Raw genomic sequence first — 19,214 nt, forward strand, 5'->3', positions numbered from 1 at the left:
AAATGGGAGATTCCTCCCATGGCGACCGGGACGGACCGTTCATACGCTGGGCGCCACCCCACAGATTCGTCGCACAACGCCGTGCGGACCCTCATCGGTAAGGCGGCCCATGAAACGAACGCGTCCCACCCTGGCACTCCTGGCGGCTGTCGCCGTCCTCACCGTCGGCTGCGGCAGCCGGGCCGGTGACGAGGCTGCCGCTCCCGCGGCGGAAAGCTGCGTCGACACCACCGGTGACACCGTCAAGGTCGGCGCCATCAACTCGCTCTCGGGCGGTCTGGCCGTCAGTGAGACGGTCATCCGCGACGCGATCACCCTGGCCGTCGAGCAGGTCAACGCCGGCGGCGGAGTGCTGGGCAAGCAGCTCACGCTGATCGGCGAGGACGGCGCGTCGGAACCGACCATCTTCGCCGAGAAAGCGCAGAAGCTCGTCCAGTCCGATTGTGTCGCTGCGGTATTCGGCGGATACACCTCGGCCAGCCGCAAGGCGATGCTGCCGGTCTTCGAGGACAACAACGCACTGCTCTACTACGGCCAGCAGTACGAAGGTCTGGAGAGCTCCCCCAACATCTTCTACACCGGCGCCACCACCAACCAGCAGATCATCCCGGCCCTGGACTACCTCAAGGAACAGGGGGTGAAGTCCCTCTACCTCGTCGGCAGCGACTACGTCTTCCCGCGCACCTCGAATGCGATCGTCAAGGCCTACGCGCAAGCCAACGGTATCGAGATCAAGGGCGAGGACTACACGCCGCTGGGCAGCACCGACTTCTCCACCATCGTCAACAAGATCCGTACCGCCGACGCCGACGCGATCTTCAACGTCGTGGTCGGCGACTCACTCAACGCGTTCTTCCGCGAATACCGCAGCGCGGGCCTGACCGCGGAGGAGATGCCGGTGATGTCGATGTGCGTCGGCGAGGAAGAGGTCCGCAGCATCGGTGCGCCGACCCTTGTCGGTCAGTTGTCGTCGTGGAATTACTACCAGACGCTGGACTCGCCGGCGAACACGACGTTCGTCGAGGACTTCAAGACGCGGTTCGGCACCGACCGGGTCACCTCGGATCCGATGGAATCGGCCTATGCCGCCGTGCTGCTGTGGAAAGCGACTGTGGAGAAAGCCAATTCGTTCGCGGTGCCCGACATTCAAGAGGCCGCCGGCGGCGTGACGGTCGACGTGCCGGAAGGAACGATGACCCTCGACGGGGAGAACCACCACGTGACCAAGACGGCACGCATCGGCCGGGTCGCCGACGACGGCCTGATCTACCAGGTGTGGCAGTCCCCGGCACCCATCGAGCCGGATCCGTACCTGAAGGACTATCCGTGGGCCGCCGGGATCACAGGCTGACACCGGAGCCGACATGCATCTGACACCGAAGGACGAGGACCGGCTGCTGCTGTTCCTGGCCGCCGAGCTGGCACGTAAACACCGTTCGGCGGGCCTGGCCCTCAGCTACGCCGAGGCGCGCGCCCTGATCGCCGACGAGGTGGTCGAGGCCGCGCGGGCTGGGGCGTCGGTCGCCGGGGCCGCCGCCCACGGCGCCACCGTGCTCACCGATGACGACGTGCTGCCCGGGGTGCGGTCCCTGCTGGGTTCGGTCCAGGTCGAGGCGTTCTTCGCCGACGGCCAGAAGCTGGTCACCGTGCACGACGCGATCGGACCGGGCCGCACTCCGGCCGAGCCGACGGTGACCCCGGGCGAGATCCTGCCGTGCGACGGCGAACTGGAGCTCAACGCGGGCCGTGAAGTCGCGACGGTGGTGGTCGACAACACCGGCGACCGCCCGATCCAGGTGGGTTCTCACTTCCACTTCTTCGAAGTCAATCGCGCGTTGCGGTTCGACCGGGCCGTGGCGTTCGGCATGCGCCTCGACATCCCGTCCGGCACTGCCGTGCGCTTCGAACCCGGTGAGCAACAGGAGATCTCGTTGACCAGCTACGGCGGGGAGCGCACCGTGATCGGCCAGAACGACGTCACCAACGCCGACACCTCAGGCACACCGGGCCCCGAGCTGATGGCACGCATGCGCGACCTCGGATTCCTCGACGCCCCGGGCAGGATCTGACATGGGGCACCGGATCTCCCGCAGCCACTACGCCGAGCTCTACGGCCCCACCACCGGCGACCGGGTCCGCCTCGCCGACACCGAACTGCTGGCCAAAGTCGAACACGATGCCACGGTCTACGGCGACGAGTCGGTGTTCGGCGGCGGCAAGACCATGCGTGAGGGCATGGCGGTGCACGGCGACATCACCAACGCAGACGGCGCGCTGGACTTCGTCATCACCAACGTCCTGATCATCGATGCCGTCCTGGGAATCCGCAAGGCCGACATCGGGATTCGCAACGGACGGATCGCCGGCATCGGCAAGTCCGGGAACCCGCGCACCATGGACGGCGTCGACCCGGACCTTGTCATCGGTGCGGGCACCGACATCCGGGCCGGTGAGGGCATGATCGCGACCGCGGGCGGCATCGACGTCCACGTCCACTTCGACAGCGCCGGTCTGGTCGAGGAAGCGATCTCAAGTGGGATCACCACGATGATCGGCGGCGGTTTGGGTCCGGTGACCGTCGGCATCACGACGTCGGGTCCCAATAACCTCGCCCGGATGCTGCGCGCCGCAGAGGGATTCCCGATGAACTTCGGGTTCATCGCCAACGGCAGCGCGTCGAGTACCGCTCCGCTGATCGAACAGGGTCTCGCCGGCGCCATCGGCTACAAGATCCACGAGGACTGGGGCGCCACCCCCGCGGCGATCCGGGCGTCCCTGGACGCGGGCGACGAACTCGATCTGCAGGTGCAGATCCACACCGACACCCTCAACGAGTCCGGGTTCTTCGAGGACACGATGCGTGCGATCGGCGGACGCCCGATCCACACCTATCACGCCGAGGGTGCCGGGGGCGGGCATGCGCCCGACATCATGCGCGTCGTCGGCGAGCCGTACTGCCTGCCGTCGTCGACCAATCCGACCAACCCCTACACGCTCAACACCTTCGACGAGCACCTCGACATGGTGATGGTGTGCCACCACCTCAACCCGCGCATCCCCGAGGACGTCGCGTTCGCCGAGTCGAGGATCCGCCGAGAGACCATCGCCGCCGAGGACGTGCTGCACGACCTCGGCGCGATCTCGGCCATGGGTTCGGACTCCCAGGGCATGGGCCGGATCGGCGAGACCATTGCGCGGACATGGCAACTCGCCTCCCACATGCGCGCCACCCGTGGGCCGCTACCCGGCGACGAGGGCACCGGCGCGGACAACGCGCGGATCCTGCGTTACGTCGCCAAGCTGACCATCAACCCGGCTCGGCTGTTCGGCATCGACCACGAGGTCGGGTCACTGGAGCCGGGCAAGCTCGCCGACATCGTGGTGTGGGAACCGAAGTTCTTCGGTATCAGGCCCGAAGTGGTGTTCAAGGGCGGCTTTCCGGCATGGTCGGTGATGGGTGAGGCCAACGCGTCGCTGATGACGTGCGAGCCGTTGCGATACCGACCGCAGTGGGCGGCGTTCGGACGGGCACCCGCCGACGTGTCGGTGAACTTCGTCGCCGGCGCCGCGATCGACGCCGGCCTGGGACAGCAGCTGGGTCTGGACACCCGACTGGTGGCGTGCCGGGGCGCCCGCGCCCTGACGAAGGCCGACCTCCTGCACAACGACCACCTGCCCGACATCAGGATCGAGCCCGACACCTACCGCGTCACCGTCGACGGGCAGCCGTGCGTGAGCACACCGATGACCGAAGTACCGCTGGGCCGCCGGTACACGCTCAAATAGCCAGGAGGACACCATGATCGAGGCAGTTCGGATAGGCATCGGCGGTCCGGTCGGTTCGGGTAAGACCCGGCTCGTCGAGACGCTGGTGCCGAGACTGTCCGCCGCCGGCCTCAGCGTCGCCGTCATCACCAACGACCTGGTCACCGACGAGGACGCCCAGCGGGTGCGGCGCAGCGGGGTCATCGACCCCGAGCGGGTGCTCGCGGTCGAGACCGGCGCGTGCCCGCACACCGCGATCCGCGAGGACCCGTCGGCCAACCTGGCCGCTGCCGAGCGGCTGAACCGGCGGTTCGGTGACCTCGACGTGATCCTCATCGAGTCCGGTGGCGACAACCTGGCCGCGACCTTCACCTCCGACCTGGTCGATTACTGGATCTTCGTCATCGACACCGCCGCCGGCGACGACATCCCCCGCAAGAAGGGGATCGGGCTGCTGCAGGCAGACCTGTTGGTGGTCAACAAGATCGACCTCGCCGCACTGGTCGGTGCGGACCTCGACATGATGCGGCGCGACTGTGCCATCGCACGGCCGGTGAAACCGACCGTGTTCACCGATCTGAAGTCCGGCCACGGCCTCATCGAGCTCACCGAGAGGCTCATCGACGGCGCGATGCTCGGCGTCGGCGTCCCGTGACCGCACCCACAATCCAGCCCGGCGAGCTCGGCATCGAAGTGGTCGCCGATTCTGCCGGACGCACGAGGACCGCATCGTTGCGGCAGCGCTATCCACAACGCGTCACCATGCCGCTGCACTGCGATCCCGACCGTCCCGGTGCGGTGACGCTGTGCGTGCAGAGCCCCAGCGGGGGCACGTTCTCCGACGACGAGCTGCGGACCACGGTGGCCTGCCGCGCGGGAAGCCATCTGCACCTCACCACCCAGTCCGCGACACAGGTTTTCGCCGGCGACGGCGCAGGCGCCCGTCACCACCTCGACTTCACCGTGGACCGCGGCGCGGCCCTCGAGTACTACCCGGGAACGGTCATCCCGCACACCGACGCGACGTTCACCCAGACGATCGACGTGAACGTCGAGACCGGCGGACTGTATCTCGGATGGGAGGCCGTCGCGGCGGGGCGCATCGCCCACGGGGAACGCTACGGGTACCACACCTACGACAGCGCGATCCTCGCCCGCGTGGACGGGCGGGCCGTCGCGCGGGACCGCCAGGTGATCCGCCCCGGTACCGACGCGATGAGTCTGCTCGAGGGTGACTACCTCGCCACCCTGCTCGTCGTCGCGCCGGGAGCCGACATCGAGGCGCTGCTACGACGACTACGAGCGACGCTGGACGACGGCAGCGGATGTTCCGGCGGGGCCGGCCGCCTGCCGGCGCATGCCGGTGTCTTCCTCCGGTTGATCGCCCAGCGAGCGCCTGATCTGCACCGCGCGCGGACCGACCTGTTCGCCGCCGCGCGCCGCGAGCTCATGCCCGGGAAGGACGAATCATGAATGCACACAGCATCATCGGGGACATCTCGGAGTCGCGGTTCGGCGGGCTCGCACGCCACCACGTCGACATCGGGTGGGGTGATGCGACCAAGCACCGCCAGGTGGTGGTCGCCGACACCGGTCTGGTCGTACAGCTGACGCTTCCGCGCGGATCATTCCTGCGGGCCGGCGCCGTGATCGCGGCCGACGACACCGCCGCGGTGGTGGTCCGACGGCCCGCCCAAGACGCCATCTCGGTGCGGTTCGCCGACAACGACGGCGTGGCGGGAGCCCGCAGGATGCTGCTGCTGGGATACCTGCTCGGCAACCAGCACGCCCCGATCGACGTCGACGAGCACGCCGTGGCCGCGCCGTTGTTCACCAGCGCGCAGGCTGCCGAGGAACTGCTCACCGAACTCGGCGTCACCGGCGACGTCACCCAGCGGGCGCTCGCCGTCGACGGCTGGGCCCGGACCTCCGCGGATTCCCATGCCGGCCACCGACACTGACCCCGACGCCGCACTGGCGCTGTGGATGCAGCTGCACGACAGCGCGTTCCCGGCAGGCCGCATGGTGCACAGCCAGGGTCTCGAACAGTGGCTCGCCGACCGTCCCGACGCCGACCACGATGCCGTTGCGGCTGCGGTACTGGCCTACCTCGCCAACAGTTACGCACCGCTGGACGCCACAGTCTGTGCGGCGTCCTGGCGCTCGGCGGGAGACGACACGGCACTGACCGGACTCGACGCACTGACGGCGAGCTACAAGCTGTTCGACAATGCCCGTACCGCCTCGGAGTCGGCGGGACGCCAGTTGGCGAGCGTCTCGCGGCAGGTCGGCCTGGCCGACAGTCGGTATCTGCGGGCCGTCACCGACGGTGACACCCCCGGCCATTGCGCCGTGGTGGAGGGATCGCTGCAGGCACTGCTCGGCATCCCGGTGCGCGTCGCCGTGCTGGGGGCACTGCGATCGACCCTGGCGTCGATGCTCAGCGCCGCGATCCGTCTCGGCCGCATCGGACCGCTGCACAGCCAGCGGACCCAGGCCCGCAGCGTGGCGTTGCTCGTAGAACTGGCCCACCAGGCCTGCGCGCGCGACGTGGACGAGGTGTGGAGCGTCGCACCGGCGCTGGAGATCAGCGGCATGCGCCACGAGACCCGCTCGGCGCGTCTGTTCACCACATAGAACGATGGCAGGCCGCCCACGGTGACCAGGTTCGAGCTGCCGCTCGCCTCCCCCACGTAGGCTTCGAAGCCGTGACGGTGCAACGGCTGAGGCCCTACGCGGTGACGATCTTCGCCGAGACCTCGGCGCTGGCCGCGCGCGTCGGCGCGGTGAACCTTGGTCAGGGCTTCCCCGACGAGGACGGACCGCCGGCGATGCTGAAGGCCGCCGAGAACGCGATCGCCGACGGCGTCAACCAGTACCCGCCCGGGCTGGGCTCCGCGCCGCTACGCCAGGCGATCGCCGATCAGCGCAGGCGCCGCTACGGCACTGTGTACGACCCGGACACCGAGGTGCTGGTCACCGTCGGCGCCACCGAGGCCATCGCATCGTCGGTCCTCGGTCTCGTCGAGCCGGGTTCGGAGGTGCTGCTGATCGAACCGTTCTACGACTCGTACTCCCCTGTCATCGCGATGGCCGGGTGTCACCGCCGCGCCGTGCCGCTGCGCCAGGACGGCCGCGGGTTCGCCATCGACATCGAGGCGCTGCGGGCCGCGGTGGGCCCGAGAACGCGGGCGCTGATCGTGAACACGCCACACAACCCGACCGGCATGATCGCCTCCGACGAGGAGCTGCGGGGGCTGGCCGAGCTCGCCGTGGCCCACGATCTGCTCGTCATCACCGACGAGGTCTACGAGCATCTCGTCTTTGACGGCAGGCAGCACCGCCCGCTGGCCGGCTATCCCGGCATGGCCGAGCGGACCGTCACCATCAGCAGCGCGGGCAAGATGTTCAACGTCACCGGCTGGAAGATCGGATGGGCTTGCGGACCAAGCGATCTCATCGCCGGCGTGCGCGCGGCCAAGCAGTACCTCAGCTATGTCGCCGGTGCGCCGTTCCAGCCGGCGGTGGCCCAGGCGCTGAACAACGAGGACGCCTGGGTCGACGCGCTGTGCGCATCGTTCCAAGCGCGTCGCGACCGGCTCAGCTCGGCGTTGAGTGACATCGGGTTCGACGTCTTCGACAGCTTCGGGACGTACTTCCTGACCGTCGATCCCCGCCCGCTCGGCTACGACGACAGCACGTCGTTCTGCGCGCAACTGCCCGAGCAGGTGGGTGTCGCCGCGATCCCGATGTCGGCGTTCTGCGATCCCGCTGCGGCGCACGCAGGTGAGTGGAAACACCTGGTGCGCTTCGCCTTCTGCAAGCGCGACGAGACTCTCGACGAGGCGATCCGTCGGCTTCAGGCGTTGAGGAGCACCGGATAGCCCAGGTTCTCACTGCGTGGCGGCAAGGACGCGCTGCCGCAGATTCTGCAGCGCGATGTCGAGCACCATCTGCTTGGCGCGCCGAACCAGGAACGTCGGGTACGGGGCGGCGAGATCGAGGATCAGATCGAACCGAACACGCGTGCGTTCCTCGCCGACCGGGGTCAGGTTGTACTCACCGTGCTGGCAGCGTTGCCGCGAGGTCTGCTCGGCGTCCCACACCACCCAGTCGTCGCCCCAGTGGTATTCCAGCATCTCCTGGTCGGACAGCCCCATGATCTTGACGGTCGCCCTGACGTGGTGCGGCCGACCGTCGGGATGGCGGTCCACGATCTCGGCGTCCTTGTGCAGCGAGGACCACGAGACCACCGACTCGATGTCCGCCAGGGCATCCATGATCGCCTCGGGCGGGGCCTCGATCACCAGTTCACTGGACGCTCGAACCGCCATACCGGCAAATCATAGTCGGGGTGCAGCCTCGTGCAGGGTATTGAGCAGCTAACTGCACCTCCGGTGTGGCGGTCAGCCCTTCAGAACCTTGTGCACCTGCTTCTTGAGCCCCTCGGTCGCGGTCTCGACGCCGCCCTTCATCGTCCGCTTGAGGAGGAAACCGGGCAGAGGCACCGACAGGTCGATCGCGATGTCGAACCGCACCCTGGTCTTGTCCCCCTCGGGGGTCAGCGTGTACCCGGCGTCCTGGGCCTTCAGCTGGCTTGCCGACACCAGCGTCCAGGTCACCCGGTCGTCACCCCAGGTGTACTCGATCACCTGTTCGTCGGTCAGGCCGGCGGCCTTGACCGTCATCTTGACCTGCTTGGGCCTGCCGTTGTCGAACCGTTCGAGCACTTCGGCCTTCTGGTATTGCGGCGACCAGGTCGGGGTCGCTTCGACGTCGGCGATGACGTCGAGGATCTGCTCCGGTGTTGCCTCGATCACGACCTCGCGGGAATCCTTGGTTGCCATGGCGAGACCCTAAACCACCGCGATGGTCGTTCGAGGGAGATCCCCGGACTGCGGTCGTCGCCTCGACGAGGCTCGGGGCCGGGCCCGGGCGACGGCGCGCCGCGATCAGTGCTCGGCGAGCACCTGCTGAGCCGCGTTGTATCCGGGGATGAAGGTGATACCGGGGCCACCGTGGCATCCGGCACCGGCCAGATACAGCCCGGCGATCGGAATCGGTTGGTCCACATATCCTTTGGGCCCGGGACGGTTGGGGCCCATCTGTTCAGGGTGGATGAGGCCGTGGCAGTAGTCCCCACCTGGGGCGTTGAACATCGTGCCCATGTGTTTGGGGGTGAACGTGGTGTGGCGCAGGATCAGTTTCTCGAAATCTGGTGCAAGCTTGGTGATCTTGTCGATCACCCGCCGGCCCATCTCCGTCTTCAACGCCCCGTAGCCGGCGATCTCCTCAGAGAGGGGGAACCACAGCGAGAAGGCCGACACCGCATGCTTGCCCGGGGGTGCCAGAGTCGGGTCGTTGGCCGACGGGATCTGCAACGCGATCGCCGGGTCGGCGGGCACCACACCCCGGCGGGAGTCCTCCCACTGCTGTTGCAGCTCCTCCGGCGTCGTGAAAATGCCGATGGCGGACTGGTATTCGGGATCGTTGAGCACCTCGTAGGGTTCGGCGAAGGTCGGCGGTCCGTCGAGGGCGAAGTGCATCTGCACGTAGCTTCCGCGGTGGTCGATGCGGGCGAAGCGTTCCCGGATATCGGCCGGGATCGCCGAGCCGTCCACGAGTTGATTGACGGTGAGGTCGGGAGCGAGGTTCGACACCACGACGGGAGCGCTCAGCGTCGCACCGTCCTCCAGTCGCACCCCCGTCACCCGCCCGCCGTCGACCAGGATCTCGTCGACCTTGGTCCGCAACCGCAGTTCCACACCCGCGGCGGTGAACATTTGCAGCAGGTGCTCGGTGACCGCACCCATGCCCCCGCGGAACTTCTTGATCAGCGTCGCGTTCTCGTCGGGCACCGCCAGCCCGAAAGCGAGGGCCGCGGCGCTGCCCGGCGTCGCGGGTCCGCGGTAGGTGGTGTTGACCGCGAGGAACGCCAGCATGCCCCGCAGCGCCCCGTGCTTTTCCCGGTCCGGTAGGTACCGGTCCAGCACGTCGGTGACCGAGCCGAAGAGTATGTCGCTGATCGCCTGGCGTTCGAATTCGTTGGTGGCGCAGGCGAACATCTCGTCAAGTGTCTTCGGCGACTGCGCGGCCTCGAATCGTCCCAGCGCGCGGGTCGGCGCCTGACACCACGCCATCAGCCCGGCCATGCCGTTGACCGCTTCGGCGCCGTGCACGTCGTTGAGGTGGGTCAGCAGCTTCATCGGGTCTGTGTAGTAGACGAGTGGGTCGTCGCCGACCCCGCGCAGTTGCACGGACATGACGTCGAGGTCGACGGTCGGGAGGTCACCGAGTCCGAGCGCGTCACTGACGACCGCCGATGTCGGCACCTGGACCGATCCGGCGATCTCGAACCGGAAGCCGTCGAACAGCTCGACGGTTGAGGCCATTCCGCCCGCGTAGAGCTTGAAATCCAGGCACACGGTGCGTAGCCCGGCCTGCTGGAGCAGCGCCGCGGCCGTCAGCCCGTTGTGCCCCGCCCCGACGACGATCGCATCGAAGTCCGTCATCAGCCGAGGCTGGCACGGGCGGTCATCTTTTGTCAATAATGACAAAACTCCGGAGTCCGCCGAAATTGCATTCCAGCAGGGAAAGTGCGAGAAGCGACCTGCTGGAATGCACGTTCGGCGAGATCAGGGCGAGATCAGGCCGGGTCTGCGATCCCGGTGCGCAACAAATCGAGCGCATGCCGGCACAACCGGTCGAGCTCCGGCAGGGAACTGTCCCCGCCGAGCATCCACACCTCCATCGCCCCGAACACCGCCGCGGCGATGCAGCGGGCGGTGACAGTGGTGCGCATCCGTTCGTCGGTGCCCGGCGACGCACCGTCGGCCCTGGCCAGGTGCTCGTCGATCGCGTCGGCGAAATCAGCTTCCACCTGGCGGATGTGGCGCACGATCCGGCCGGCGTCGAGTTCCTGTGACCGCATCGCGGCGATCTTGGTGACAGCCCAATCGTCGTAGGGCGCAGCCATGATCGCGGCCTGCACCGTGTCGAGGATCGGATCCTCGGGTGACCGCGTCGCCAACGCGGCCCGGAACCAGTGCAGTCCGGCGTCGTAATCGGCGAACAGCAGATCGTGCTTGGAGGCGAAGTGCCGGTAGAACGTCCGCAGGGACACCCCGGCATCGGCGGCGATCTGTTCGGCCGTGGTCTCCTCCACGCCCTGCGCGAGGAACCGCACCACCGCGGCCTGCCGCAGCGCTTCCCGCGTACGCTCGCTGCGCACCGTCTGGGCAGGCCGGACCATGAGCGTAAGTTACCGCAACCGTCGAACGGGCCTTCCGGCCGCGGCTGCAGTTGACGGGGCCCGTGCACGTCCCTTTGACTGGGCTGCCGGCACGTCCACCGCACTGCCGACCAGTAATCGACGCCGGGGGGCACATCTGTGAAAGTCCGTCATCTCAACTGCGGGACGATACGGCCGGTGAAGGTGCCGGTGCCGATGGTCTGCCATGTGCTGCTCGTCGAGTCCGACGCCGGCCTGGTGCTCGTCGACAGCGGGTTCGGCACCCGTGACTGCGCGCACCCCGAGGAGTTCGGGCGTATCCGGCGCCGGATCATCCGGCCGGATTTCGAGCGCACCGAAACCGCCGCCGAGCAACTGACGCACCTGGGCTACCGACTCTCCGACGTCCGGCACATCATCGTCACGCACTTCGACGCCGACCACATCGGCGGTCTGGCCGACTTTCCCGACGCACAGGTCCACGTGACGGCGCAGGAAGTCCTCAGCGCGATGAAATCTCCGTCCGTGCAGAACAGGATCCGGTTCCAGCCGTCGCAGTGGGCGCACGGACCGCGGATCGTCGAGCACACCGCCGAGGGCGAGCCGTGGCGTGGATTCGCCGCGGCGAAGGAACTTTCCGAGATCGGTCCCGGGTTCGCTCTGGTGCCGTTGCCCGGTCATACCGAAGGACATGCGTGCGTCGCCGTCGACGCCGGTCATCGCTGGCTGCTGCACGCCGGAGATGCGTTCTATCACCACAGTGAGATCGACGGCGGCGGTCCGCCACCGATGCCGGCGTCGCTACGGGCGTTCGAGATGGCCGTCGCCGCGGACCGGAAGATGGTGCTGGACAACCACTCCCGACTCACGGAGCTGTACCGGCGCCAGGACCCGGACCTGTTGATCGTGTGCAGCCACGATCGGAAGCTCTACGAGCACGCGAAGGCCACCGCTGGGGACTGAAAAGCCCGGGGCGACAACGCAAACCCGGTCAGTGCGGGTTCAGCAGCGCGATGGAGGCGTCGACGGCCTCTTCGGCGACGTCGCTCATCCTGCCGCCCTCCTCGACGGTGATCGCGGTCAGTTCCCGCAGACCACCCAGCAGCATGATGATGCGTGGCCGCGAGACGGGCCCGACGCCTGCGGCGCGGAATTCGTCGGTGGCGCCGAGGGCGCCGACCATGTCGATGAAGCTCTCCAGCGAATCACGCTGCAGCCCGCGGGCCACCGCGCCCAGCGACGGCACGTCGCGAATCCAGCTCAGCATCAGCGCCGGCCGCGCCTCCCCCGACGAGATCCATGCCTCGATGGCCTGGCGCACCTGCTTCTGCCACGGCGCGCTGGGGTCCACGGCGTCGGAGATCTGCCGGATTTGATCGGCGTTGGCGTCCGACAGCAGCGCGACGAAACAGGCCTCCCTGCTGTCGAAGTGTTCGTAGAAGGTGCGCCGCGACGTCCGCGCCCTCCGCACGATGTCGGCGACGGTGGTCTTGGCGTAGCCGTCCTCGGCGATCGACGATTCCAGGGCGTCGAGCAGGCGCTGGCGGAAGTCGTTCACGGCACGGGTCATCAGCGCAGCGGTCAGCGGCAGTAGTTGCGCGTGGCGAGGTCGATGCCCTGCCGGTACAGCGGATCGAGGCCGCGCTCCTGCGCAACGGTGGCCTTGGCCTGATCGAGTTCGGCCCGGCACCCGGGAGAGTGCAGCTTGCCCCACTCGTCGGCCATCAGCGTGACCATCTCGCGGTTCAGCGCGTCGATGATCTCGCGGGACGATGCGAGGTCGGGGGCGTCCGCGGGCGCGACGGCAGGATCGAACGTCCACTGCGCCAGCCGCGTGTACTCGATCGCGACGGTCGCGTCGATCTGGTCGCGGAACGCGGTGGTGACGTAGGACGGGTCGATACCCAGCTCCGTCGCTTCGGCCGAGACCGCGTCGAGCACCACCTGTTCGCGCGCCGGGTCCTGGATCAGGCCGCCGGTGTGGAACTTGTTCGCCGCGATCGGGTCGGCCACCTGCAGGCGCCGCGCCGCGGCGTCCACGAGGTCGACCAGGGTGGCGTCGGGTTGGGCAGAGGCCGCGGGCGCGACCAGAAGCGCCAGCGCGGAGAGCGCGGCTGCGGAGGCGAGAAGGCGTGTCATCGGGTACATCATGTCACCGACGGTGAAGTGGCCAGGGCCGGGATCGAACCGGCGACCTTCCGCTTTTCAGGCGGACGGGATAGCCACTGACCTGCGGTTTATTTGATTCTGTGCGTCGTACGCGCCACATTGAGCTGCGCTGACGTATTCAGTCTGTCCAACGAACGGACATAAACCGGACACGGTGCTTGCGCTCCTGACCAGGAGCTTCCGCGCTGCCGCTTGCATTTTGGGCGGCGTCGGAGCCTCCGGGGAGCAGGCATCCCGATGCCCAGCATCGACTCATCAGCGACCGTCTCGACACCATCGCTTTACGGCTCGGCATCCGACACGTCGCACCCGCCATTCGGTCCCGGTTCTGCGGGCGCCTCGGTTGACGGGAGGTCGCGAGCGCCCGAGGCCGCCAGGCCGCAGGGCGGGAGAGCGCCAGCGGTCGGCCGTACGTCGACCGAGGCGCCCGGCCTCAACCCGGCCGCGGCCGGCGGGCTTGTTATATGTGCCGAAAATGTCCGCGAGTCGGCCGACGACGGCATCGCGGCGGGCGAGCTGCGGGCGATCGACGCACTGGGGTTGCGGTTCCCGAGCCCCGAGATGGTCACCGCAGCCGCGGCACTGTTCGAACCTGCGCCACCGTGGGCCAGTGGTCCTGGGCGTCGCGCCGTCGAACCGGAATCCGGACGGTTTCGCATCTTTATCGGTCCTGGTGTCGTCCGACTCGGGTGGACCAATCCTGTACGGGCCGAGAAGACCGCCGAACGATCGGTCGGTCATCACCAACGTGACGTTGACGACGCGAAGTTCCATGTCAGAAGAGACCTCGAAGGCCACGTCGGGCACGGTGACCGGGCCGTCGGGTCTTCGATCCGACGGAGTCCTACGGGAAGCGACCAGTCTGGTACTGGCGGTGTCATCACCGAATGGTCCAGGAAATCTCGTTCGTCGATGTGCCGCATCTTCGCCGAACTCGACTACGGCCCGCTGGTTGAATCCGGACGCGTTCCCGCCATGGTTACTCTCACGTACCCCGGCAACTGGGAAGTCGTCGCACCTGATGGCGCGAGCGTGAAGCGACACATGGTGTTGTGGCGCAAGCGCTTCCAACGTGAGTACGGAGAACCGGCGCTCTATATCTGGAAGCTTGAGTTCCAGCGTCGCGGTGCACCGCACATTCACCTTTGGACGGCGCCGCCGATCTCACCAGGACGGTCAGGACGCGGCTTCGCGCAATGGCTGTCCGAGACGTGGGCGCAGATCGTCGACCATCCCGACCCAGAACAGAAGGCGAGGCATCGGCTCGCCGGGACTGCCATCGATGTGCGGAACGGGCTGAAGGCTTGCGACCCCAAGCGGTTGGCCATTTACTTCACCAAACACTCATCGCCGAACCTGCACGGCGACAAGGAGTATCAGCACATCGTTCCCGAACTGTGGCGGCGTCCCGGACGCGGACCTGGCCGGTTCTGGGGTGTGTATGGACTCAAGAAGGCCATTGCCGTCGCCGAGGTCGAGCAGAACGCATACCTGGCTGCTCGGCGGATCGTCAGGCGGTGGTCGCGAAGTCAAGCCGTGTATAGCGATTCTGGTCGCCGCTTCCCCACTGCCGTGGTGCCGCGCACATCTACGCGCCTCGTTACTCGCATCGACCGCGATACCGGCATCGTGGCGCATCGGCGGGTCCGTCGACGTCGAACGCTCTGTGATCAGGGTGGCTTGGCCGGTGGCTACGCGTTGGTGAACGACGGTCCAGCGTTCGCCGTCCAACTTGCGCGCGCGATCACTTAGGCGTCAATCTCGTCTGTGCCGGTGCCATGCTCTACTTGCGGCGGAAGAAGGTTCGTGCGCCGTCTTTCAGTTCTGCGGTCTTAACCCTCGTCGTTTCGGTCAGATCGATTGCTCTGTCCCTGGCCGCATCGGCCAGATCTGCGGCCTTGCCTTTGGCCACCGTTGCGCTCTCCGTTCCGGATGCCAGCGCTTTGTTCACCGCCTCGCCCGCGGCCTGGCCCCATCGCTTCGGGTCGCTGGACGCATAACCAGAGTCGATGCCGAGACGAGCTCGAAGGGCGACCACACCTGCCGCCATCTCATTGCTCGACCGGACGGCTGCCGGCGCGTCACGCGGGTTGAGTAGCACTCTGGAGTTCGCGTTGCGGATGGTCTCGTTCATCTGGGTTAGCAACCGGGCGGTGATGGTGGTGATGACGTCCAGCCGCTTGCGGCGGGCGTTGGCCAGGCCCAGTCGGTGGCTGTCGAGATCCTCGGGAGCGGAGTCGAGCACACGGTCGAGTTCCAGGATGGCCACGCCGTCCTGAAGCTGCAGGCAGCGCGCTATCACCGCTAGCCAATCTCGCACCTTGGGTTCGGCGTCCTTGGTGGCCTTGGCAATTTTGCCCAGGTCAGCCTTCTTCTCTAAGTTCTCGGCGATGGCCTCGAGTTGACGTATGGCGTACGCCTGCGTCTGTGCGAGCACCAAGGAACTCGACTGAATCTTCGACCAGGTAATTTCCGAGACCCGCCCGACCTGATCGCGGACTGTCAGCGCGTCCTCAACAGCCAGGTCGACGCCGATCATGTCCGCGAGCACCGCATCCTTCTGGGCGCGCAGAATGTCATCGACCTTCTCGTTGATCTCCTGGAGATACTCCACGATCTGGTCCATCTGTTGCTGCATTGCCTGCTGCTGCATCATCGTGGACAGTGCGCACAGCGCCATGGGTCCGCTAAGCAGGGCCGTCGGCGCCTGAGCGATCTGAAGCCATTGCTTGACCTCACCAGGCTTTCCGATCATTGCGTGACTAACGCCCGGGGTCTTGGTCGCCATCAGGCCGTACTGCTTGACGGCCTGCGCCGACTCTGCGGTCAGCTTGACCCAGCGGCCCGAGGTCGCGGCAACCTCTGAGCCGACTCGCAGTGCCATCGCGCTGGTGCCGGCGAACGACGAAAGACGGCGGACATCCAGCTCCTTAGAGGGCGCCGTACTGAGGCCTTGGTCGAGTAGGAAGCGCTCGACATCGGCTGAGTCACCGATCACGGCCAAACCGTCACCGTCGGTCACCAGTTCGATCTCGTTAGCCATCGTCTCTCCGTTGAAATTGAAGGCCATCAACCGGCCGCTTGACTCACCTCGCAGACGCTACCGGTGGGCACCGACCACTGGGGCAATTGAGATTTGTCGCTGGCATCGGTCTACGGCGTTCGACGCGCTGCACAGCGTCCTGCGAATCCTGATCGGTTTGGGCGTAGCTGCACTGCAAATCCGGACCTTAGGGTTCCGAACATGGCTGCTTCTCCACCACAGTTTCATTCACCGGCACGACGGCCGCCAGCCTGGCAGCGGTGGGTACTCAACGCGCTGCACAACTTTGACCTATACACGATCGACGACTGGGCGGCGCTCATGAAGAGCCACCTTGAACGATCCGGTGGAGCCACCCCAATGCAAACTGCGCGCCATACCGTTGATGCTCTGCACTACGTGGAGAGCATCAGACGTACGACTGCAATCCTTGCCGCACAAGGTAATCCGGCGGCTCGCTATCAACTGGCCGACGCCGCTCTCGACCTGAGGTCCGCTCTCGACAGGCTTCATGAAGCACGCGACGAGCTGCTGAAAGCCGCTGGGGCCGACCGTGTGACTGACGTTTAACGGTAGGCAACTGTCCGTGTGACGAATCAGATTCGCGCCATGTCGACCTGCCTGTTGAACGAGACCGGCAAAGCGAGTCGTCATCGATGGGTGCAGCGCCAGCTCCTAGGCCGAGGTTCGGGGGTGTTCAGTTTCTGAACACCAGAGGTCGGATCTCCCGACAGCCACGCGCCGAGGTTCGGGGGTGTTCAGTTTCTGAACACCAGAGGTCGGATCTCCCGACAGCCACGCGCCGAGGTTCGGGGATGTTCAGTTTCTGAACACCAGTGGTCGGATCTCCCGACGGCCACCTGCGTAATTGAAATTGTTCGGGTTAGGAGCCCATTCCGTTGACAACGGAATGTTGCCATATCACGAACAGAGACGAAGTTTTCTCGACCTGCGGGCGCGATGACATGCGCAGACGCCCCCTGTTCGGGGTAACCCCCTTGTTCCGCAGCCATCGGAACAGGTATGTTTTCCGAACAGGAGATGCTCATGACTGAACCAATCACTCCACCGCCCGGCACGGAGGCGGAGATTTTGACCGAGTGCACCGAACTACTCCGCGATCGTCTACCTGACGACTGGCGAGTCGACATTCAGAGACCGCCGATGGACGCCGCCATAGACGCGATCCTGGCACTTACCGCACCCGCGGGTGAGCAGGTTCGATTCCTTGTAGAGGCGAAGAGGCTAGTCGCCGGCCGCGACGTTCCTAGGATCTCGGAACAGTTGCAGTGGGCAGCAGATCGCGAGCTCATCGACACCGAGACCATGGTCATGTCCCGATACCTGGCGCCCCCAGTTCGCGAGCGGCTGTCGCAGGGGAACATGTCGTTCATCGACGCCACCGGCAACATCTTGATCCAGTCGTCACGTCCCGCGCTATTCGTTCGCGACCGGGGCGCCGATAAAGATCCATGGCGAAGCCCGGGCCGGCCGCGCGGATCGCTGGCAGGTGAGCCCGCCGCTCGTGTAGTCCGGGCACTCATCGCAAAGCAGGGTCCGTGGTCGGCGCGTGATCTCGTCGGCGCGTCCGGGGCATCCACCGGCGCAACGTACCGGGTGTTGGAGTTCCTTCAAGAGGAGGGGCTGGTGCAGAAGATGGGAACGGACTACGCCCTGAACGACTGGCCAACCCTCCTACGCCGATGGAGTCGGGACTACAGCTTCTTCCGCACCAACCGCACATCGAGCTACATCGAGCCTCGCGGCCTAGAAGCGCTGCAGAGCAAAGCCGCCAAGTCTCAGTACTCGCAGTACGCAATAACCGGAACGATCGCGGCCGCCCAGTGGGCGCCTTACGCTCCCGCCCGCGCGGCGATGGTCTACGTCGATGATGCGGCGCGCGCAGCAAAAGAATGGGGCCTACGGCCAGCGGATAAGGGCGCGAATGTGATTCTCGCCGAACCTAAGTACGACGTCGTGTTCACCGGAACCGGTACCAATCGCGACGGTGCTGTCATTGTCGCGATTGAACAGGCGGCAGTAGACCTACTCACGGGTCCGGGCCGAAACCCCTCTGAGGGAGAGGAACTCATCTCATGGATGGAGCGAAACGAAAGTGAGTGGCGACGTGGATGACCTTCTCGTCAAAGCCCGTTCAGCCCTACTGGACGCACTTGAAGCTCTGAATGAACAACGCGATTCGATCGTCGTGGTCGGCGCGCAGGCCATCTATCTGCACAGTGGCCACGCTGACGTTGCGATCGCCGAGGCAACTAAGGACAGCGACCTGGCGGTCGACCCGCGGGCACTCCCCGAAGAGCCACTGCTTGAAGAAGCGATGAAACGAGCTGGCTTCTACCCGAACGCAATCAAGCAGCCCGGAGCATGGCTAAACCCGGCAGGCATCCCAGTCGATCTGATGGTTCCGGATGCGTTGTCGCAAGGCGGTAGGTCTCATCGCGGCGCCCGAATCCCACCCCACTCCAACCAAGCGACAAGGCGAACCGTCGGGTTGGAAGCCGCCGTGGTGGACAATGAGCTCCGTACGATATCCGCGCTCGACCCTGACGACACAAGGACTTTCGAAGCCCGAGTCGCCGGGCCAGCGGCACTTGTGATTGCGAAAGTCCACAAGATCCATGAACGACGCGACCAACCTGACCGCCTCAACGATAAGGACGCTCACGATATCTACCGCCTGCTTGTGGCAACGACCGACACGGCGGCACTCGGATCGAGCTTTCAGCTACTACTGACCGATCCGATATCAAAGACGGTGACGGAGCAGGCTCTCGAATGGCTGCCCGCTCTGTTTGCGGAAGGACCCGATGCCCTCGGATCCGTCATGGCAGGCCGCGCAGAGGAAGGAATCGGAGACCCCGACCTGGTGGCCGCCTCCGTTGCCGCGCTTGCAGCTGATGTGCTCGCTGCTGTCACGGATGCGTCCACCTAAGAGCGGAGGATACGTGCGCCGCAATCGGCGAGCAAACACCGCAAGTCCGCGGG

At 66.3% G+C, this 19,214-nt stretch carries 20 protein-coding genes and 1 tRNA gene; 13 read left to right on the forward strand and 8 right to left on the reverse strand.

Translation table 11 applies throughout. The features are described from left to right. Nucleotides 1-109 precede the first annotated feature (109 nt). The 8 genes from urtA (at nt 110) to DYE23_RS23555 (ending at nt 7,649) form a co-directional block, all read left to right on the forward strand. A complete protein-coding gene (gene urtA, locus DYE23_RS23520; RefSeq protein WP_115328303.1) occupies nt 110-1,351 on the forward strand; it encodes an urea ABC transporter substrate-binding protein in 1,242 nt (413 codons plus the stop codon). 13 nt (nt 1,352-1,364) lie between these two features. Then, on the forward strand, nt 1,365-2,069 hold the full coding sequence (locus tag DYE23_RS23525; RefSeq protein ID WP_115328304.1) for an urease subunit beta: 705 nt from the start codon (nt 1,365-1,367) through the stop codon (nt 2,067-2,069). A 1-nt stretch (nt 2,070) separates the two neighbouring features. After that, on the forward strand, nt 2,071-3,786 hold the full coding sequence (ureC, locus tag DYE23_RS23530) for an urease subunit alpha (RefSeq protein ID WP_115328305.1): 1,716 nt from the start codon (nt 2,071-2,073) through the stop codon (nt 3,784-3,786). 13 nt (nt 3,787-3,799) lie between these two features. After that, on the forward strand, nt 3,800-4,420 hold the full coding sequence (ureG, locus tag DYE23_RS23535; protein WP_013470838.1) for an urease accessory protein UreG: 621 nt from the start codon (nt 3,800-3,802) through the stop codon (nt 4,418-4,420). After that, a complete protein-coding gene (locus tag DYE23_RS23540) occupies nt 4,417-5,238 on the forward strand; it encodes an urease accessory protein UreD (protein WP_013470837.1) in 822 nt (273 codons plus the stop codon). The genes ureG and DYE23_RS23540 overlap by 4 nt, the downstream gene beginning before the upstream one ends. Beyond that, nucleotides 5,235-5,726 carry an urease accessory protein UreE gene (locus tag DYE23_RS23545; RefSeq protein ID WP_115328306.1) on the forward strand — a complete coding sequence of 164 codons (492 nt, stop codon included), beginning with the start codon at nt 5,235-5,237 and terminating at the stop codon, nt 5,724-5,726. The genes DYE23_RS23540 and DYE23_RS23545 overlap by 4 nt, the downstream gene beginning before the upstream one ends. Further along, on the forward strand, nt 5,707-6,402 hold the full coding sequence (locus tag DYE23_RS23550; protein WP_115328307.1) for an urease accessory protein UreF: 696 nt from the start codon (nt 5,707-5,709) through the stop codon (nt 6,400-6,402). The genes DYE23_RS23545 and DYE23_RS23550 overlap by 20 nt, the downstream gene beginning before the upstream one ends. Nucleotides 6,403-6,473: 71 nt before the next feature. Further along, a complete protein-coding gene (locus DYE23_RS23555) occupies nt 6,474-7,649 on the forward strand; it encodes a pyridoxal phosphate-dependent aminotransferase (RefSeq protein ID WP_115328308.1) in 1,176 nt (391 codons plus the stop codon). Between the two features lie 9 nt (nt 7,650-7,658). On the opposite strand, the gene DYE23_RS23560 is transcribed toward DYE23_RS23555, so the two are convergent. From DYE23_RS23560 to DYE23_RS23575, 4 genes are all read right to left on the reverse strand, one after another. Continuing rightward, nucleotides 7,659-8,099, reverse strand: a complete 441-nt coding sequence (locus DYE23_RS23560; RefSeq protein WP_011892575.1) for an SRPBCC family protein — start codon at nt 8,097-8,099, stop codon at nt 7,659-7,661. Nucleotides 8,100-8,171: 72 nt separating this feature from the next. Further along, nucleotides 8,172-8,612, reverse strand: coding sequence for an SRPBCC family protein (locus DYE23_RS23565; protein WP_011892574.1), 441 nt, complete (start codon nt 8,610-8,612; stop codon nt 8,172-8,174). Nucleotides 8,613-8,717: 105 nt separating this feature from the next. After that, on the reverse strand, nt 8,718-10,277 hold the full coding sequence (locus DYE23_RS23570; RefSeq protein ID WP_115328309.1) for a phytoene desaturase family protein: 1,560 nt from the start codon (nt 10,275-10,277) through the stop codon (nt 8,718-8,720). A gap of 134 nt (nt 10,278-10,411) precedes the next feature. Beyond that, the gene (locus DYE23_RS23575) at nt 10,412-11,017 is read right to left on the reverse strand and encodes a TetR/AcrR family transcriptional regulator (RefSeq protein WP_013470832.1); all 606 of its coding nucleotides are present in this window, start codon (nt 11,015-11,017) and stop codon (nt 10,412-10,414) included. Between the two features lie 138 nt (nt 11,018-11,155). On the opposite strand from DYE23_RS23575, the gene DYE23_RS23580 reads away from it, so the two are divergent. Then, nucleotides 11,156-11,959 carry an MBL fold metallo-hydrolase gene (locus DYE23_RS23580; protein WP_115328310.1) on the forward strand — a complete coding sequence of 268 codons (804 nt, stop codon included), beginning with the start codon at nt 11,156-11,158 and terminating at the stop codon, nt 11,957-11,959. A 28-nt stretch (nt 11,960-11,987) separates the two neighbouring features. On the opposite strand, the gene DYE23_RS23585 is transcribed toward DYE23_RS23580, so the two are convergent. The 3 genes from DYE23_RS23585 to DYE23_RS30940 form a co-directional block, all read right to left on the reverse strand. Next, complete coding sequence (locus tag DYE23_RS23585) at nt 11,988-12,566, reverse strand: TetR/AcrR family transcriptional regulator (protein ID WP_011892570.1); 579 nt, start codon at nt 12,564-12,566, stop codon at nt 11,988-11,990. 11 nt (nt 12,567-12,577) lie between these two features. Continuing rightward, nucleotides 12,578-13,147, reverse strand: coding sequence for a chorismate mutase (locus DYE23_RS23590; RefSeq protein WP_115328311.1), 570 nt, complete (start codon nt 13,145-13,147; stop codon nt 12,578-12,580). A 16-nt stretch (nt 13,148-13,163) separates the two neighbouring features. Then, nucleotides 13,164-13,228, reverse strand: a tRNA-Phe gene (locus tag DYE23_RS30940). An 849-nt stretch (nt 13,229-14,077) separates the two neighbouring features. Between DYE23_RS30940 and DYE23_RS32040 the strand changes: the two genes are divergently transcribed. Beyond that, nucleotides 14,078-14,917: a rolling circle replication-associated protein gene (locus DYE23_RS32040; protein WP_235660483.1), complete on the forward strand. Its 840-nt coding sequence runs from the start codon at nt 14,078-14,080 to the stop codon at nt 14,915-14,917. Nucleotides 14,918-14,948: 31 nt separating this feature from the next. On the opposite strand, the gene DYE23_RS23600 is transcribed toward DYE23_RS32040, so the two are convergent. Continuing rightward, complete coding sequence (locus DYE23_RS23600) at nt 14,949-16,208, reverse strand: hypothetical protein (RefSeq protein ID WP_115329085.1); 1,260 nt, start codon at nt 16,206-16,208, stop codon at nt 14,949-14,951. Nucleotides 16,209-16,409: 201 nt separating this feature from the next. Between DYE23_RS23600 and DYE23_RS23605 the strand changes: the two genes are divergently transcribed. The 3 genes from DYE23_RS23605 (at nt 16,410) to DYE23_RS23615 (ending at nt 19,161) form a co-directional block, all read left to right on the forward strand. After that, the gene (locus DYE23_RS23605) at nt 16,410-16,778 is read left to right on the forward strand and encodes a hypothetical protein (protein ID WP_115328313.1); all 369 of its coding nucleotides are present in this window, start codon (nt 16,410-16,412) and stop codon (nt 16,776-16,778) included. Between the two features lie 477 nt (nt 16,779-17,255). Further along, the gene (locus DYE23_RS23610) at nt 17,256-18,344 is read left to right on the forward strand and encodes a helix-turn-helix domain-containing protein (RefSeq protein ID WP_172527833.1); all 1,089 of its coding nucleotides are present in this window, start codon (nt 17,256-17,258) and stop codon (nt 18,342-18,344) included. Further along, a complete protein-coding gene (locus DYE23_RS23615; protein ID WP_115329086.1) occupies nt 18,337-19,161 on the forward strand; it encodes a GSU2403 family nucleotidyltransferase fold protein in 825 nt (274 codons plus the stop codon). Before DYE23_RS23610 ends, DYE23_RS23615 begins: the two co-directional genes overlap by 8 nt. Nucleotides 19,162-19,214: the final 53 nt, after the last annotated feature.

The organism is Mycolicibacterium gilvum (assembly GCF_900454025.1).
Taxonomy (GTDB): Bacteria; Actinomycetota; Actinomycetes; order Mycobacteriales; family Mycobacteriaceae; genus Mycobacterium; species Mycobacterium gilvum.